The sequence below is a fragment of the Pseudomonas sp. EggHat1 genome, from assembly GCF_014892995.1.
Classification (GTDB): Bacteria; Pseudomonadota; Gammaproteobacteria; order Pseudomonadales; family Pseudomonadaceae; genus Aquipseudomonas; species Aquipseudomonas chaetocerotis.
This window is the reverse complement of sequence record NZ_JACKQK010000003.1, coordinates 40786-56524: the sequence shown is the minus strand read 5'-3', so window position 1 is coordinate 56524 and position 15739 is coordinate 40786. Positions and strand designations below refer to the sequence as shown.

Below are 15739 nucleotides of genomic sequence, written 5' to 3'. Positions count from 1 at the left end.
AATTTCCCGGGCGAGTTGCACTACCTGAACGTGGCCAGAAAATTGGCCGGCGCGAACTATACCGGAAAATCCTGACTCGGGTGCTGGTTTTTATCGATTGGCACGCATCCAACCGCTCAACGGCGCATCAAGTGGCCGGGCGCAGCGCTTCGATCAGCGGTTGTAGCGAGTACCCCAGGCGCGGCGCCAGCTCGCCAGCACGCATCTGCAGGCGCCCCATGTTCAAGCGCTGTTCGAGTTCGGCGGGGATCAGCAGCACCACGTTGCCCTCCTTCACCGGGCACTCCCAATAGTGCCTGTGATAGAGGCCACGCAGCAGCGCAGCACCCAGCGGCTTGCCGTCGTTGCCTGCCCATTGATTGATGATCAGCCAGCCGCCCGGGTTGAGTTTCTCGCGGCAGCGCTCGAGAAACCGCCAGGCCAGATGCCCGACGCCCGGCCCCTGGTCGGTGTACAGATCGAGAAAGATCAGGTCGGCGGTTTCCGCGCTGTCGAGCAGCTCGGTGGCATCGCCGATGCGAATGGTCAGCCGTGGGTCATCGTCCAGGCCGAGAAACTCCATGGCCAGGCGCGGTACGTCCGGGCGCAGTTCGATGGCCTCGACGTCCTCCAGCGGCAGGAACTTCAGGCAGGCCTGGGTCAGGTTGCCGGCGCCAAGACCCAGGAACAGTGCGGTTTCCGGCGCATCGTGGCACAGCGCGCCCAGCAACATGGCGCGGGTGTAGTCGTATTCCAGCCAACTGGGATCGCCCTGGAACACGCAACTCTGTTCGATGGCATCACCAAACTCGAGAAAGCGGTAGGCGCCGATCTGCACTACACGGATCACCCCGAATGCGTCGCGCACCTCGGCCAGCAGAACCTCTTCCTGCTGCTGCAACTCGTCGTCTGGCGGCAACCCTGGCATCGATACCTCTCCCACAGTGACATCCCGTACCACAAGAACCGGGCTAAAGGCGCCGATTGTCATTGAAGCGGCCGCCCCCGGTCACGCAATAATTCCATCACTTGCGCTGCTACTCATAACAATAACGAGGTTCGCCATGTACGCCATCATAGGTGCCGGCCCCATGGGCCTGTGCACGGCCCGGCAATTGAAAAAACACGGCATCAATTTCATTGGCTTCGAGCTGCACAGCGACGTCGGCGGCTTGTGGGATATCGATAACCCGCACAGCAGCATGTACCAATCAGCGCACCTGATTTCCTCCAAGGGCACCACCGAGTTTCGCGAATTCCCCATGCGCGCCGAGGTAGCGCCCTACCCGCACCACAGCGAGATGCGCCGCTACTTTCGCGACTACGCCAGGCAGTTTCGTCTCTATGAGCATTATCAGTTCGATACCCGTGTGCTGCAGGTGCAACGCGAGCAACACGGCTGGAAACTGATCAGCGAGTGCAACGGCGAGCAACGCGAATGGCGTTTCGACGGTGTGCTGATCGCCAATGGCACCCTGCATACGCCCAACCTGCCGCACCTGCCTGGCGACTTTTCCGGCGAGCTGCTGCACTCCAGTGCTTACAGGAGCGCGGATATCTTCGCCGGCAAACGGGTGCTGGTGGTCGGCTGCGGCAACTCCGCCTGCGATATCGCCATCGATGCCGTGCATCGCGCCGCCTCGGTCGACCTCTCGGTGCGCCGTGGCTATCACTTCCTGCCCAAATTCATCCTCGGCAAACCCACCGACACCTTCGGCGGCGCGATCAGGCTACCGCGCTGTCTCAAACAGCTGGTTGACGGTCTGCTGGTGCGCGCGCTGGTCGGCAAACCTTCGCAGTACGGTCTGCCCGACCCGGACTACCGCCTGTACGAGTCGCATCCGGTGATGAACTCGCTGGTGCTGCACCATATCGGCCATGGCGACATCCGCCCTCGGGGCGATGTCACAGCGGTGAACGGGCAAAGCGTGACCTTTGCCAATGGTGAACAGGCCGAGTACGACCTGATCCTCATGGCCACCGGCTACAAGCTCGACTACCCCTTCATCGCCCGCGACGAGTTGAACTGGCCGCAAGATGCCGGTGCACCACAGCTGTATCTCAACGTCTTCCACCCCGAGCACGACGACCTGTTCATGCTCGGCATGGTCGAGGCCTCCGGCCTGGGCTGGCAGGGTCGTGACGAGCAGGCGGAGCTGGTGGCGCTGTATATCCGTCAGTCGCAGACTGGCAGCCCCGCTGCTCAGGTCCTGCGCCAGACCATTCGTGCTCAAGCCAGCCAGCGCCTGGACGGCGGCTATCGCTACCTGCAGCTGGAGCGCATGGCCTATTACGTGCACAAGGACAGCTATCGTAGACGCATAGCCGAACACAGCGCCGCCCTGCGCCGTGAGCTGGCCAACGACGGCGCATTCGCTGCGCAGGGGGCATGAGCATGGAACAGGTGAATATCGCCTTCGATCCCAGCAGCCTGGTGCTGATCAACCTGATCGTCGCGTTGATGATGTTCGGCGTTTCACTGGACCTGCGCGCCGAAGACTTCCGCCGCATCGTCCGCGCGCCCAAGGCCCCGGTGATTGGCATGCTGGCGCAATTCGTGCTGCTGCCGGCACTGACCTGCCTGGCCTGCTGGGCTCTGGCCATCGAGCCGCAACTGGCGCTGGGCATGACCCTGATCGCCGCCTGCCCGGGCGGCAGCTTCTCCAACATCATGACCTGGATGGCGCGCGGCAACGTCGCGCTGTCGGTGAGCATGACCGCCGTTTCCAGCGTCGTCGCCAGCGTACTGACACCGCTCAACTTCGCGCTGTACGCCTGGCTCAATCCCCACACGCGGCCCTTGCTGACGCAGATCGAACTGGACCCGCTGAGTTTGTTGCTGCTCGTGCTGCTGGTACTCGGCCTGCCTCTGCTGGCTGGCATGTGGATCGGCCGGCGCTTCCCGCAACTGACGCTGAACGCGGAAAAGCCCCTGCGTCTGTTCGCCTTGCTGGTAATGCTCGGTTTCGTCGCGCTGGCGTTCAGCCGCAACCTCGAGCAGTTCACCCGACATTTCCATCTGTTCTTCTGGTTGGTGGTGGCGCACAACGCCCTGGCACTGAGCATTGGTTACCTCAGCGCACGCCTGAGCGGGCTGCCGGTAGCCGACCGCCGCGCCCTGACACTGGAAGTGGGCATCCAGAATTCGGCGCTGGGCCTGGTGATCATCTTCACCTTCTTCCCGCAGGCCAGTGGCATGTTGCTGATCGCGGCGTTCTGGGGTTGCTGGCACCTGGTATCCGGTCTGAGCCTGGCCTGGCTGTGGTCACGCAGACCGCCTGCAGTCGACGCGTTGCTGACGCCTTTGCCCAACGCTGGAGAACGATGATGCGCGTAGTCCTGATTACCGGCGCCGCCAGCGGCCTCGGCTGGCAACTGGCACGCGCCTGTCACGCCCGTGGCGATGCACTGTTGCTCACCGACATCGACGCCAATGGTCTCACGGCTCGCGCCAATGAACTGGGCAGCGAACGCGTATTGGCCCTTGCTGGCGATATCACCGAACCCGAGCTGCATGAGCGTCTGCTCGATGGATGCCGGCAGCGCTTCGGCCGGCTGGACGTGCTGATCAACAACGCCGGCATCACTCACCGCTCGCCTACGCTGCGCACCGACCCAGCGGTGTTTCGCAAGATCATGGCGGTGGATTATCACGCGCCGCTGGAACTGACCCTGGCCGCCCTGCCCTTGTTGCGTGAAAGCAGCGGCCAGGTGGTCGCCATCGGCTCCATGGCCGGCTGGATGCCGGTGCTCGGCCGCGCCGGATACTGCGCTGCGAAGAGCGCCCTGGGCCAGGCCTTCGAGGTGCTGCGCGCCGAGATCGCCCGTGACGGTATCGGCCTGCTGATGGTCTATCCGAGCTTTCTCGATACCCCCATCGACCGCAATGCCCTGGGCGGCGACGGCAAACCGGCCGGGCATGCCCGTTCGACCATTGGCAAGATTCGCGGCGCCGACTGGATGGCCAGTCTGATTCTCGATGCACTGCAGCAGCGCCGCGAGCGCCTGTTCCCGGACCGCGGCAGTTGGCTGGCGAGCCTGCTCTGGCGCCTGGCACCGGCGCTGTACCACCGCAAGATGAGCCAGCGCTTCGCCGGGGAGATCAGCTGATGGCCCTGGCGCCCTACGCCCTCGGCGGCTTCATTCTGCTGGCCTACACCCTGGAAGCCGTCACCGGCTTCGGCAGCGTGGTCATCGCGCTGTCGCTCGGCGCATTGCTGCTGCCCATCGATCAGCTGTTGCCAATCCTGGTGCCGCTGAACATCTGCATGACCGGCTATCTGGTGCATCGCCACTGGCAGCAGATCGACCGCCGCCTGCTGCTTGGCACCCTGCTGCCTGGCATGCTCATCGGCACGTTACTCGGCTATTGGCTGCTGCCTTATCTGGACACCCAGGCGCTGAAGGTCGGCTTCGGTGTGCTGATAATCTGGTTCGCCGGCCGCGAGCTGTGGCGCCTGCGCCGGGCGAGCGCACTGCCGAAACGCCCGGTTTGGCTGACTCGCGTCATCACCCTGGGCGCCGGCCTCAGCCACGGCCTGTTCGCCTCGGGTGGCCCGTTGTTGGTCTACGGCCTGGCCGGCACCCAGCTGGACAAGGCGCGACTGCGCGCCACTCTGGTCACTGTCTGGTTCACCCTCAACAGCCTGCTCACCCTCGCCTTTCTGCTCGACGGCCGCCTGCTGCCGGCGCTGCCCCAGGTGCTCACCTACATGCCGTTGCTGCTGCTCGGGGTGTGGTTGGGCGAACGCCTGCACCGGCGCTTCGACGAGCGTCATTTCCGCCTCGCCATCTACATCCTGCTGTTGGTCACCGGCATCCTGCTGCTGGCGCCCTGGAGACTGCCATGAGCTACGACATCATCATCAACAACGGCCTGTACTTCGACGGCACTGGCGCGCCGGGGGCAATCCGTCATATCGGTATCCGTAACGGCAAGGTCGAGGTGCTCAGCCTCAGCCCGCTGGACGCCACCGACTGTCCCGAGGTGATCGACGCCCAAGGCCAATGGGTCACCCCTGGTTTTCTGGAGATCCACTCGCACTACGATGCCGAGGTGATCGCCGCACCAGCACTGAAGGAGTCGGTGCGCCATGGTGTCACCAGCGTAACCATCGGCTCCTGCTCCATCAGCATGGTGCTGGCCGACGCCGAAGACTGCTCCGACCTGTTCACCCGCGTCGAAGCGGTGCCGCGAGACTACGTGCTGCCAATCCTCAAGGAAAAGAAAACCTGGCGCGACGCCGCCGGCTATCGCGCCTTCTACGACCAGTTGCCGCTGGGCCCGAACGTCAATTCCTTCCTCGGCCATTCCGAACTGCGCGTGGCGGTGATGGGCCTGGAGCGCGCCACCAGCCGGGTAACGCCCAGCGAAGCCGAACTCGCGCGCATGGAGCAGTTGCTCGAAGAGGCGCTGGACGCCGGGTGTATTGGCCTGTCAGTGATGACCACGCGCCTGGACAAGATGGACGGCGACCGCGCCTGGTCCAGCCCGTTGCCGTCGACCTTCGCCAGCTGGAAGGAGTTTTCCCGCCTGTTCGCCGTACTTCGGCGGCGCGGCGCCGTGCTGCAGGGCGCACCGAATGCGGTGACCAAGGTCAACGTATTCGCCTTCCTCTGGCAGGCCCACGGCTGGTTCAGGAAACCGCTGAAATGCACAATGCTCACGGCGCTGGATCTCAAATCGCAGCCGCTGCTGCACCGCTTTACCCGGCTCTCCGGCTGGCTGGCGAACCGAGCGCTGCGCGGCCACTTCCGCTGGCAGACCCTGCCGGCGCCCTTCACCCTGCGCCTGGAAGGGCTCAACGTGAATGCCTTCGAGGAGTTCGGTGCCGGCGAGATCCTGCGCAACATCAAGGACCCGGATGAGCTCTACGCCAAGGTCAGGGAGCCGGCGTTCCGCGCCCTGTTCAAGAAGCAGGTCAAGGCCGTACTGACCAAGGGCCTTTGGCACCGCGACTTCTCCGACTGCTGGGTGACCGAATGCCCGGACGCTAGCCTGGTCGGCAAGAATTTCAGACAACTGGGTCAGGCACGCGGCCTGGATGCGGTAGACGCCTACTTCGAGCTGGCCTGCCAGTACCGCGAGGCGCTGAAGTGGACGACCTGCTACGGCAACCAGCGTGAGGCGATCATGCGCAAGCTGTTGGCCAGCCCCTGGACGCACCCTGGCTTCGCCGACTCAGGCGCGCACCTGCGCTCCATCGCCCAGTACAACTTCCCGCTGCGTTTTCTCAAGTACGTGCGCGATGCCGACCTGGCTGGCGAATCTTTCATGGAACTGGGCAAGGCGGTGCGCCGATGCAGTGGCGAGCTGGCCGACTTCATCGGTGTCGATGCCGGCTACCTGCGCGTCGGCGATCGTGCCGACCTGGTCGTCATCAACCCGCAAGGCCTCGACGACAGGCTGGACGAACTGCATGAAGCACCGATGGAGGTGCTCGGCCTGGTGCGGGTGGTCAAACGCAACGATGCTGCGGTCGCACTGACGGTGATCAACGGCCGCATCGCCTATCGCCGTGGTCTGGAATACCCGGATGATCTCGGCAAGGCACAGCGCTACGGACACTTCCTGCCGGCGCGCGATGTCTCGCCGCGACAACTGCCGGCGTGCGACCTGGAGCCCGCCGCTGCGTCATGAGCCGCAGCAGCGCCAATACACGTACGAGCCCTGGGGCTTATCGGTTACCATGCGCCTTCGCCTGATCAACCGCTAGAGACGCCGCATGTCGAACGCCTGGAGCCCCGAAAGCTGGAGGGCCAAGCCCATCCAGCAGCAGCCTGAATACCCTGATGCCGCGCACCTGACTCGCGTCGAACAAACCCTGGCCGGCTATCCGCCGCTGGTGTTCGCTGGCGAGGCGCGCGAGCTGCGTCGCCAGTTCGCCGAGGTCACCCAGGGCCGCGCCTTCCTGCTGCAGGGCGGCGACTGCGCCGAGAGCTTCGCCGAGTTTTCCGCCGCGAAGATTCGCGACACCTTCAAGGTGCTGCTGCAGATGGCCATCGTCATGACCTTCGCTGCGGGCTGCCCAGTGGTCAAGGTCGGGCGCATGGCCGGCCAGTTCGCCAAGCCGCGCTCGTCCGGCAGCGAAACCATCGATGGCGTCACCCTGCCCGCTTACCGGGGCGACATCGTCAACGGCATCGGTTTCGACGCCACCAGCCGCGTACCCGACCCGGAGCGTCTGCTGCAGGCCTACCACCAGGCCACCGCCAGCCTCAACCTGCTGCGTGCCTTCGCTCAGGGCGGGTTCGCCGACCTGCACCAGGTGCACCAGTGGAACCTCGACTTCATCGCCAACTCGGCGCTGGCCGAGAAATACCAGCAGCTCGCCGGCCGTATCGACGAAACCCTGGCCTTCATGCGTGCCGTGGGCATGGACGGCGCCCCGCAGCTGCGTGAAACCAGCTTCTTCACCGCCCACGAGGCGCTGCTGCTGAATTACGAAGAAGCCTTTGTGCGTCGCGACAGCCTTACCGGCCGCTGGTACGACTGCTCCGCGCACATGCTGTGGATCGGCGACCGCACCCGCCAGCTGGACGACGCTCACATCGAGTTCATGCGTGGCATCGAGAACCCCATCGGCGTCAAGGTCGGCCCGAGCATGGACCCGGACGAGCTGATCCGCCTGATTGACACGCTCAACCCGGACAACGATCCGGGGCGCCTCAACCTGATCGTGCGCATGGGCGCGGACAAGGTCGAAGCGCACTTCCCGCGTCTGCTGCGCAAGGTCAAGGCAGAAGGTCGCCAGGTGCTGTGGAGTTCCGACCCCATGCACGGCAACACCATCAAGGCCAGCAGCGGCTACAAGACCCGCGATTTCGCGCAGATTCTCAGCGAAGTCCGGCAGTTCTTCGCCGTGCATCAGGCCGAGGGCACCTATGCCGGCGGCATCCATATCGAAATGACCGGGCAGAACGTCACCGAGTGCATTGGCGGCTCGCGCCCGATCACCGAGGACGGCCTGTCCGACCGTTACCACACCCACTGCGACCCGCGCATGAACGCTGACCAGTCCCTGGAGCTGGCCTTCATGATCGCCGAAACGCTGAAGCAGGTACGCCACTGATCCTCCGCGCCCTGGCCACTGGCCAGGGCGCGAACGGGCTCGCACATCTTCTGTGCGCTATCCGGCATAATGCCGCTCCATCGCGAGCACCGTGCAGGTGCCAAAGACGCTACCCAGCCGGAAAGGACTCGCGGCCAACACCCCCAACAAGGACGATGAACCATGCAACTGCGCACCACCCTCTCCGCTTTCGCCCTGTCCAGCGCCGTTCTGCTGACCGGCTGCCAGAACATGTCTCCCGACGCCATGCTGCAATCGGGCCTGATGGCCGTGCAGGCCGCGACCCTCAGCGACGCCGAAGTACGCAGCATGTCCGACCAGGCCTGCGCCGAAATGGATGCCGAAGCCAATATCGCCGGCCCGAACAGTCCGTACAGCAAGCGTCTGGACAAGATCGCCAACAACCTCGGCCATCAGATCAACGGCACGCCGATCACCTACAAGGTGTATCAGGCCGATGAGGTCAACGCCTGGGCCATGGCCAACGGTTGCGTGCGCGTCTACAGCGGCCTGATGGACCTGATGACCGACAACGAAGTGGAAGGCGTGCTCGGCCACGAGATCGGCCACGTAGCCCTCGGCCACAGCAAGAAGGCCATGCAGACCGCTTACGCCACCACCGCCGCGCGCAATGCCGCAGCTGCTTCGGGCAACGGCACCCTAGCTGCCCTGTCCACCTCGCAGCTCGGCGCTCTGGGTGAGCAACTGGTCAATGCCCAGTTCTCGCAAAGCCAGGAAAACGCCGCCGACAACTTCTCCTTCGACCTGCTGAGCCAGCGCAACATCCCGCGCGATGGCCTGGTCACCGCGTTCGAGAAGCTGGCCAAACTGGGCGGCGGCGAAAGCAGCATGTTCGACTCGCACCCGGGCTCCAGCGACCGCGCCGCCAACATGCGCACCCGCCTGGCTACCAAGTAAGCATCAGGTTCAGGGGCTGCAGCGCAGCCCCTGTTTCATTGGGGGATTGTCATGTCGATACTGCGCAACGCCCTGCTGCCGCTCATTGGGCTGCTGCCACTCGCTGCCTGGGCCGATTACGACCAGCAGTACCAGGCCTGTCTGGATGCCAGCGGGATGATCAACAACGCCAGCGTCGCCGGCTGCGCCGAAGGCGTATCGGAAACGGTGAAGAAGGAGATGAACCGCGTTTACCAGCAGTTGTTCCTGAAGCTGCAGGAAGACGCGCCACAGGACGCCGAACAACTGGAAACGACGCAAAAGGCCTGGCTGATCTACCGCAACGGCCAGTGCGACCTGCAGGGCAAGCATGTCGGTTCACCGATGTACTACACCTGCCCGATGCAGATGAACATCCAGCGCGTCGATGAATTGAAGTTTCTGCTGGAGAACGGTGGCTAGCCCAGCAGCCCGCGCAGGCTGACGCTCGGCGCCAGCCACACCTCTTCCAAGCCCAGCCAGTGCGCCAGCGCGCGCAGCGAATCGCCCAGTACCAGGCGCGCCTCCTCGCCCAACACCGCCTCTTCCAGATGCACGGCATGCACTGCCAGGCGCCCGGCCACGCGCTCGCTGCGCAGATCCACCCGCGCCAGCAGGCGCTCGTGATGCAGGAACGGCAGCACGTAGTAGCCATATACGCGCTTGGCTTGCGGGGTATAGATCTCCAGGCGATAGCGAAAACCAAACAGCCGCTCGGTGCGCTCGCGTTCCCAGATCAGTGAATCGAACGGCGACAGCAACGCACTATGGCGAACACGCCGGGGAATGCGCGGCTCGCCCCGGCAGTAGGCCACCTGCCGCCAACCCTGCACCGCGACGGGCAACAGCTCGCCCGCCTCCACCAGTTCGGCGATACGGTGCTTGCTGTCACTGACGTCGAGTCGGTAGTAGTCGCGCAAATCGCGCTCGGTCGCCACGCCAAGGGCATCGGCAGAACGCAGCAACAGCCGGCGCTGCGCTTCGGCCTCATGCAGATCCGGGTGATTCAGCACATCCGCGGGAATGACCCGCTCCGGCAGATCGTACAGTCGTTCGAAGCCGCGGCGCCCAGCAACAGTGACCAGACCTGCAGCGAACAGCCATTCCAGCGCCATCTTTTCCGCGCTCCAGTCCCACCAAGGGCCAGCCTTTTCGGTTCGTTTGGAAAGGCTGCCGGCGCCCAGCGCACCACGCTCGTGCACGGCCTGCAGCACGCTGTCAATCGCATCGCGCCGCTCCACACCGAACTTCGCCAGCTGGCTGTAGATGCCCTGCCCATCCGCAGCCCGGCGCATTCGCCAGCGCAGCAGCGGATAAAGCTCGAGTGGCATCAGCGAGGCTTCGTGCCCCCAGTATTCGAACAGCCGCCTGCGCCGCGCCCGGTCCCAGGCCAGTTCATCGAGGTGCTCGGCCTGGTAATGACCAAGACGGGAAAAAGCCGGCAGGTAGTGCGAGCGCACCAGGGCATTGACCGAGTCGATCTGCAACACACCAAGGCGCTCGATCTGCGCCTGCAGCTGCTTGCGGCCTATGGCGCCGCGTGGCGTACGACCGAACCCCTGGGCAGCCAGGGCCAGGCGGCGGGCTTCGGCGAGAGAAAGTGAGAGCGTCATGGCGACTCAGCCTATCAGGCTGGCGCGGCGAAGGCGTGGCGAAAGGTGAAGGCCTGTGCCGTCGCGCCATGCTCGCGCAGATGCACCAGGCGCTCGGCGGCTTCGACCACGCTCGGCCGATGCCCGGCTGGCACCCACCACAGCACCTGGTGCGCCTGTTCGACACGCTCGAACCATTCGCGGCGGCGCTTGAGCATCTCGGTATGCGCCGATTTATAGACGTAATCGCTGAGCGACTTCACGTTCTGCCAGAGCGACATATTGACCAACACCTCGTCACCGAACGGACGGATCGCCGTCGCGTCACCCGCCTCGTCCTGCAAACGCCAGACATAGCCAGGCGAGCCTTCGGCCAGCGCGTTGATACGCTCCAGATTGGCGACGAAGTCAGCCATCTCTGGCGACTCCAGCGGCGCCTTCATCCAGGCAATGTTCAGTTGGGCCAAGTGATAAGCGGACAATTTCCAGCCTCCATGCAGATGAATGATCAGGGTTGCTGTGGCAAACCACGCCAGCCGGCCAGACGGCGACGCAACCAGGCCTCACTGCTGACCAGGGTGATGCCCGACAGCACCAGCGCTGCGCCGATGATGAAGTTCAGGGTCAACGGCTCGTCCAGCACCAGCACGCCGAAGGTGACGCCAAACAGTGGGGTCATGAAGGAGAACACCGCCATGTTCGAGGCCAGGTAGCGGCGCAGCAGCCAGAACCAGGCCAGGTAGGTGAAGAACGACACCACCACGCCCTGCAGCAGGATGCTGGCGATGGCAATCGGGGTCCAGCGCAGTTGGGACAGGTCGACTACCGCCAACGCATAGGTCAGCAGCAGCACGAACGCCACCGCCAGTTGATAGAGCAACGTCAACCCGGCCGGCGCTTCGGACAATCGCGAACCTCGCACGACGACCGTGGTCGCGCCCCAGGCCATGCCGGCGCACAGCCCCAGCGCATCGCCGAGCAGCATGCTGCGATCGATCTGGGCCCAGTTGCCGCCCACACCGAAGGCCATCACCACACCGCCGAAACACAGCGCGATACCCAGCCACTGCAGGCGACGCAAGCGCTCGCTGGGTAACAGCAGATGCAGGCCAAGCGCCGAGAAAATCGGCGCCGTATAAAGGAATACCGCCATGTGCGAGGCCGTGGTGTAGCGCAGGCCCAGCGCAATAAAGAAGAACTCCAGCGCGAACAATACGCCGGCCAGGATCCCGGCCAGCCAAGTTGAACTGACCCATTCGCGCCAACCGCGCTGCCACAGCAACAGCAGGCCGACCATTAGCGCGGCAACGCCCGAGCGCAACGCCACCTGCAGCATGGGCGCGATATCGTCCGCCGCCAGCTTGATCGCCACCTGCTGGCTGCCCCAGATGGCGCACAGCAGCAGCATCAGTTGGAACAGGAAAAAATCGGCGCCCTTGCGTACCGCGGTCATTCAGCAACTCCTGTCATGTGTCACTCACTTTCTCAACGGGTCATCCCAGAACGGCCGTTCGGCCTCCTGCAACGCATCGGCCCGGGACAGCCCCAGATCCTTCAGTGCAGCATCATCCAGCCGCGCCAGTTGCCCCCGTTCGCGTGCCAGTTGACGCCAGCGCCGCAGCATACGCCACATACCGGCCAGTGATGGCAGACGTTCGAAGTGGATGGCCTGAGCCAACGCGTAACCTTTCTGACCTTTCATCTTTTCGCCCTCCTTGTGGGGTTGGCGCCAGTGTCGGGTTACGCTTAAGATCAATCAAACGAATGTTTCTTATGGAATCCATCTCGAGGATTGATGAATGGCCTTCCACCCCAGTATTGATACCGAATTGCTGCGCAGCTTCGTTGCCATCGCCGACACCGGTGGTTTCACCCGCGCCGCGGAAACGGTCAACCGCACACAATCGGCCGTGAGCATGCAGATGAAGCGGCTGGAGGAAGACGTGGTACAGCGCCCACTGTTCGAGCGCGATGGCCGCCAGGTAAGGCTGACGCCCGAGGGCCAGGTGCTGCTGGGCTACGCGCGGCGCATCCTCAAGCTGCATGGCGAGGTGCTCAACACCTTGCGCGAACCGCACATGGTCGGCGCCGTGCGCATCGGTACGCCGGACGACTACGTGATGCGTTTTCTGCCGGAGATTCTCTCGCGCTTTGCCCAGGCTTATCCGCTGGTGCAGGTGGAGGTGCATTGCGAACCCTCCGGCCAGTTGCTGCTACGCCAGGATCTGGACCTGACCATCGTCACCCGCCAGCCCGGCAAGGAGATCGGCCAACTGCTGCGCCAGGAGCGCTTTGCCTGGGCCGTGGCCCAGGGGTTCGACCCGCATGAACAGAACCCCATGCCGCTGGCCATGTTCAACGCCGACTGCTTCTGCCGGGAATGGGCCTGCAACGCGCTGGATGCGATGAGTCGTCCCTACCGCATCGCCTACACCAGCCCCAGCCTGTCGGCGCTGTTCGCCGTGGTGCGCGCGGGCCTCGCGGTCACTGCGCAGCTGCAAAGCCTGATCACGCCGGATCTGCGCACTCTCGGCGAAGCCGAAGGTCTGCCCCTGCTGCCACTGACCAGTATCGTGCTGTTGCGCAACGAAAGCAGCCAGTCACCGGTTACCGAGTGCCTGGCCGAGCATATCGTCGAAGGTTTTCGCCTATAGGCGGCCACCCGACTCCAGCGCGAGCAGCAGCGCACAGAGCAGCAGAAAGCCGCAGAACAGGCTGCGCAGCAGACGCTCCGGCAGCGAATGCGCCAGGCGCACCCCCCAACTGATGCTGAGCAGGCCACCGATGGCCAGCGGCACCCCCATCCACCAGTTGACGTGATCGTGCAGCGCGTAAGTGAACAGCGTCACCCCGGTACTGGGCAGCGCCAGCGACAACGACAATCCCTGCGCCACCACCTGGGTGGTGCCGAACACACTGGTCAGCACCGGCGTCGCCACCACCGCGCCGCCCACGCCAAACAGCCCGCCCATCGCACCGGACACCCCGCCCAGCACGCCAAACCAACCCCAGTGATGACGCAGCTCACCGCTGGCCGGCGTCTGAGCCATCAGCATGCGCAGCAAGTTGTAGGCCGCCAGGGCCAGCAGAAAACCGACGAAGGCCCAGCGCATGGTGCGCGAATCCACCTCCACCGCATACAGCGAGGCCAGCCAGGCGCAGAAGAAGCTGGTAACGCCGAGTAGCAGGGCATAGCGCAGATCGATGCGATTGCGCTGATGGTAACGCCAGATCGCCAGCATCACGTTCGGCACCACCATGACCAGTGCAGTCCCCTGAGCGAGCTGCTGATCCAGCCCAAAGACAATGCCCAGCACCGGAATGGCGATCAGCCCACCACCGATGCCGAACAAGCCGCCCAATGTTCCCAGACCCAGGCCCAGCAACAGATTCAGCAACAGGTCGAACAGATTCATGACACCTCCAGACAGTGGGCGCATGTTAATCAGTCGCGGCTAGCGCGGAAACGCACAGCAACGCACAATGGCTTTGCTTACCCCGCACAAACAGGCTGCCATGAACCCCGATGCACTGACCGACCAACTGGAACTCTTTCTCGACGTACTGGAAACCGGCAGCTTCTCCGCTGCGGCCAGGCGCCATCCGCTCACGCCTTCGGCAGTGGCACGGCGCATTGACGCCCTGGAGCGCGCCATGGGCAGCAGCCTGTTCAACCGCACGACCCACGCGGTGCGCGTTACTCCGGCCGGTCTGGCATTCGCCGAGCGCGCCAGGCGCATCCTCGCCGAGCTTCACCTGGCGCGCGCCGAAGCGGTCTCACTGAGCAGCGCACCCGAAGGCCTGATCCGCATCGACGCCCCCTCGCCTTTCGGCAGGCGCCACCTGGCCCCGGCGATTGCAGAGTTCCTGCGCGCCAATCCTGGCCTGGACGTACAACTGCGCCTGATCGACAGCTTCATCGACCTGCAGGGCGAGCACCTGGGCGAGGTGGATATCGTCGTGCGTATCGGCCCACTGCCGGATAGTCGCCTGGTAGCCACGCCCCTGGCTTCCATGACTCGCATCGTCTGCGCCAGCCCGGACTACCTGCGCCGACGCGGCATCCCACGCAGCCCGCTGGAGCTGGAACAGCACGACGGCCTCGACTGGGACAGCCTGGCGCCACCCTACGCCTGGCGCTTCGAAGTCGATGGCAAGCTGCAGCTGTGCAAGCCCAAGCGCCTAAGGCAGACCAGCAACAACGCCGAAACCCTGCTGTTCAGCGCCCTCGCCGGCCTTGGCATCGCCCACCTGCCCACCTGGATGAGCAGTGAGCACCTGCAGCGCGGCGAGCTGATCCCACTGTTCTGCGAACAGGGCCTTCCGGCCATCGAGCCGGTGAGCATCTACGCCCTGCGTCTGGAGCGCGAAGCCAGCCCACGCACGCGCTTGCTGCTGAGCTTCCTGAAGCAGCGCTTCGGCTTTCCGCCGCCCTGGGACCAGGCGCTGCAGACAAGCCTGGCCATCCCGCAGCAGTAAGATCATGACCCTAGGGTACGCCACGCGTACCACGAAAACCGCCGCGTGACGGCCATAAAAAACCCGGCACCTAGGCCGGGTTTCTCGTGCAGCTCAAGCTCAGGCTGGCGCCTGGGTACGGCCCTTGTAGGAACCGTCGCGGGTGTCGATCTCGATCCAGTCGTCGATGTCGACGAACTCGGCAACCTTGATTTCGGTACCGTTACGCAGCTTGGCAGGCTTCATGACCTTGCCGGAGGTGTCGCCACGAGCAGCGTTCTCGGTGTAGACAACCTGACGCACGATGGTGGTCGGCAGGTCAACGGAGATCACTTTGCCTTCGAAGAACACGGCTTCGCAAACGTCGCTCATGCCTTCTTCGATGAACGGCAGAACGCTTTCCAGATCTTCGGAACGCAGCTCATAGGAGTTGTACTCCGGGTCCATGAACACGTAGTCCTCACCGCTGATGTAGGACAGGTTCACTTCCTTGCGCTCGAGAATCACCGGCTCCATCTTGTCGTCGGCTTTGTAGACGGTCTCGGTCTTGGAACCGTTGAGCAGGTTCTTCAGCTTCATCTTGACGATGGCGCTGTTACGACCGGACTTGGTGAACTCGGCCTTCTGGATCAGCCACGGCTGGCCATCGATCAGGGCCACGCTGTTGACTCTCATTTCTTGTGCAGTTTTCATGCGGATATC

The 15739-nt window shown here is 64.1% G+C and carries 17 protein-coding genes; 10 read left to right on the top strand and 7 right to left on the bottom strand.

Features of this window, described 5'->3' with window-relative positions; all coding sequences use genetic code 11:
• Positions 1-127: 127 nt before the first annotated feature.
• Entirely contained in the window at positions 128-907 is a 780-nt protein-coding gene (locus INS93_RS06645) for a spermidine synthase (RefSeq protein ID WP_192980770.1), read from the bottom strand.
• Positions 908-1043: 136 nt separating this feature from the next.
• Here INS93_RS06645 and INS93_RS06640 point away from each other — a divergent pair, with 136 nt between their 5' ends.
• The 8 genes from INS93_RS06640 to INS93_RS06605 all read left to right on the top strand — a co-directional run bounded on the left by INS93_RS06640 (position 1044) and on the right by INS93_RS06605 (position 9410).
• Positions 1044-2372, top strand: coding sequence for a flavin-containing monooxygenase (locus INS93_RS06640; protein ID WP_192980769.1), 1329 nt, complete (start codon positions 1044-1046; stop codon positions 2370-2372).
• Positions 2369-3307, top strand: coding sequence for a bile acid:sodium symporter family protein (locus INS93_RS06635; RefSeq protein WP_192980768.1), 939 nt, complete (start codon positions 2369-2371; stop codon positions 3305-3307). Before INS93_RS06640 ends, INS93_RS06635 begins: the two co-directional genes overlap by 4 nt.
• The gene (locus INS93_RS06630; protein ID WP_192980767.1) at positions 3307-4089 is read left to right on the top strand and encodes an SDR family NAD(P)-dependent oxidoreductase; all 783 of its coding nucleotides are present in this window, start codon (positions 3307-3309) and stop codon (positions 4087-4089) included. The genes INS93_RS06635 and INS93_RS06630 overlap by 1 nt, the downstream gene beginning before the upstream one ends.
• The gene (locus tag INS93_RS06625; protein ID WP_192980766.1) at positions 4089-4829 is read left to right on the top strand and encodes a sulfite exporter TauE/SafE family protein; all 741 of its coding nucleotides are present in this window, start codon (positions 4089-4091) and stop codon (positions 4827-4829) included. The genes INS93_RS06630 and INS93_RS06625 overlap by 1 nt, the downstream gene beginning before the upstream one ends.
• Positions 4826-6619, top strand: coding sequence for an N-acyl-D-amino-acid deacylase family protein (locus tag INS93_RS06620; protein ID WP_192980765.1), 1794 nt, complete (start codon positions 4826-4828; stop codon positions 6617-6619). Before INS93_RS06625 ends, INS93_RS06620 begins: the two co-directional genes overlap by 4 nt.
• Positions 6620-6704: 85 nt before the next feature.
• Complete coding sequence (locus INS93_RS06615; RefSeq protein WP_192980764.1) at positions 6705-8051, top strand: class II 3-deoxy-7-phosphoheptulonate synthase; 1347 nt, start codon at positions 6705-6707, stop codon at positions 8049-8051.
• Positions 8052-8213: 162 nt separating this feature from the next.
• Complete coding sequence (locus INS93_RS06610; protein ID WP_192980763.1) at positions 8214-8969, top strand: M48 family metalloprotease; 756 nt, start codon at positions 8214-8216, stop codon at positions 8967-8969.
• A 51-nt stretch (positions 8970-9020) separates the two neighbouring features.
• Positions 9021-9410 (top strand): lysozyme inhibitor LprI family protein, encoded by a 390-nt coding sequence (locus INS93_RS06605; protein WP_179527687.1) that lies wholly within the window; start codon positions 9021-9023, stop codon positions 9408-9410.
• Here the strand turns inward: INS93_RS06605 and INS93_RS06600 are convergent.
• From INS93_RS06600 to INS93_RS06585, 4 genes are read right to left on the bottom strand one after another with little or no spacing between them, the layout of a single operon-like run.
• Entirely contained in the window at positions 9407-10600 is a 1194-nt protein-coding gene (locus tag INS93_RS06600; RefSeq protein ID WP_192980762.1) for a winged helix-turn-helix domain-containing protein, read from the bottom strand. The two genes, INS93_RS06605 and INS93_RS06600, sit on opposite strands and share 4 nt — an antisense overlap.
• A gap of 14 nt (positions 10601-10614) precedes the next feature.
• On the bottom strand, positions 10615-11061 hold the full coding sequence (locus INS93_RS06595) for a DUF3291 domain-containing protein (RefSeq protein ID WP_192980761.1): 447 nt from the start codon (positions 11059-11061) through the stop codon (positions 10615-10617).
• A gap of 26 nt (positions 11062-11087) precedes the next feature.
• Positions 11088-12032: a DMT family transporter gene (locus INS93_RS06590; protein WP_192980760.1), complete on the bottom strand. Its 945-nt coding sequence runs from the start codon at positions 12030-12032 to the stop codon at positions 11088-11090.
• Between the two features lie 24 nt (positions 12033-12056).
• The gene (locus INS93_RS06585) at positions 12057-12281 is read right to left on the bottom strand and encodes a DUF1127 domain-containing protein (protein ID WP_192980759.1); all 225 of its coding nucleotides are present in this window, start codon (positions 12279-12281) and stop codon (positions 12057-12059) included.
• A gap of 97 nt (positions 12282-12378) precedes the next feature.
• Between INS93_RS06585 and INS93_RS06580 the strand changes: the two genes are divergently transcribed.
• Positions 12379-13233, top strand: a complete 855-nt coding sequence (locus INS93_RS06580) for a LysR family transcriptional regulator (RefSeq protein ID WP_192980758.1) — start codon at positions 12379-12381, stop codon at positions 13231-13233.
• On the opposite strand, the gene INS93_RS06575 is transcribed toward INS93_RS06580, so the two are convergent.
• Positions 13228-13995 carry a sulfite exporter TauE/SafE family protein gene (locus INS93_RS06575; protein WP_160018083.1) on the bottom strand — a complete coding sequence of 256 codons (768 nt, stop codon included), beginning with the start codon at positions 13993-13995 and terminating at the stop codon, positions 13228-13230. The two genes, INS93_RS06580 and INS93_RS06575, sit on opposite strands and share 6 nt — an antisense overlap.
• 100 nt (positions 13996-14095) lie before the next feature.
• Between INS93_RS06575 and INS93_RS06570 the strand changes: the two genes are divergently transcribed.
• Positions 14096-15058: a LysR family transcriptional regulator gene (locus tag INS93_RS06570; protein WP_192980993.1), complete on the top strand. Its 963-nt coding sequence runs from the start codon at positions 14096-14098 to the stop codon at positions 15056-15058.
• A 99-nt stretch (positions 15059-15157) separates the two neighbouring features.
• On the opposite strand, the gene efp is transcribed toward INS93_RS06570, so the two are convergent.
• On the bottom strand, positions 15158-15730 hold the full coding sequence (efp, locus tag INS93_RS06565) for an elongation factor P (protein WP_003460252.1): 573 nt from the start codon (positions 15728-15730) through the stop codon (positions 15158-15160).
• Positions 15731-15739: the final 9 nt, after the last annotated feature.

Bases quoted from the DNA above. Each gene is read 5' to 3' on its own strand.
- INS93_RS06645 (WP_192980770.1), bottom strand. From the start codon at position 907: ATGCCAGGGTTGCCGCCAGACGACGAGTTGCAGCAGCAGGAAGAGGTT.
- INS93_RS06640 (WP_192980769.1), top strand. From the start codon at position 1,044: ATGTACGCCATCATAGGTGCCGGCCCCATGGGCCTGTGCACGGCCCGG.
- INS93_RS06635 (WP_192980768.1), top strand. From the start codon at position 2,369: ATGAGCATGGAACAGGTGAATATCGCCTTCGATCCCAGCAGCCTGGTG.
- INS93_RS06630 (WP_192980767.1), top strand. From the start codon at position 3,307: ATGCGCGTAGTCCTGATTACCGGCGCCGCCAGCGGCCTCGGCTGGCAA.
- INS93_RS06625 (WP_192980766.1), top strand. From the start codon at position 4,089: ATGGCCCTGGCGCCCTACGCCCTCGGCGGCTTCATTCTGCTGGCCTAC.
- INS93_RS06620 (WP_192980765.1), top strand. From the start codon at position 4,826: ATGAGCTACGACATCATCATCAACAACGGCCTGTACTTCGACGGCACT.
- INS93_RS06615 (WP_192980764.1), top strand. From the start codon at position 6,705: ATGTCGAACGCCTGGAGCCCCGAAAGCTGGAGGGCCAAGCCCATCCAG.
- INS93_RS06610 (WP_192980763.1), top strand. From the start codon at position 8,214: ATGCAACTGCGCACCACCCTCTCCGCTTTCGCCCTGTCCAGCGCCGTT.
- INS93_RS06605 (WP_179527687.1), top strand. From the start codon at position 9,021: ATGTCGATACTGCGCAACGCCCTGCTGCCGCTCATTGGGCTGCTGCCA.
- INS93_RS06600 (WP_192980762.1), bottom strand. From the start codon at position 10,600: ATGACGCTCTCACTTTCTCTCGCCGAAGCCCGCCGCCTGGCCCTGGCT.
- INS93_RS06590 (WP_192980760.1), bottom strand. From the start codon at position 12,032: ATGACCGCGGTACGCAAGGGCGCCGATTTTTTCCTGTTCCAACTGATG.
- INS93_RS06585 (WP_192980759.1), bottom strand. From the start codon at position 12,281: ATGAAAGGTCAGAAAGGTTACGCGTTGGCTCAGGCCATCCACTTCGAA.
- INS93_RS06580 (WP_192980758.1), top strand. From the start codon at position 12,379: ATGGCCTTCCACCCCAGTATTGATACCGAATTGCTGCGCAGCTTCGTT.
- INS93_RS06575 (WP_160018083.1), bottom strand. From the start codon at position 13,995: ATGAATCTGTTCGACCTGTTGCTGAATCTGTTGCTGGGCCTGGGTCTG.
- INS93_RS06570 (WP_192980993.1), top strand. From the start codon at position 14,096: ATGAACCCCGATGCACTGACCGACCAACTGGAACTCTTTCTCGACGTA.
- efp (WP_003460252.1), bottom strand. From the start codon at position 15,730: ATGAAAACTGCACAAGAAATGAGAGTCAACAGCGTGGCCCTGATCGAT.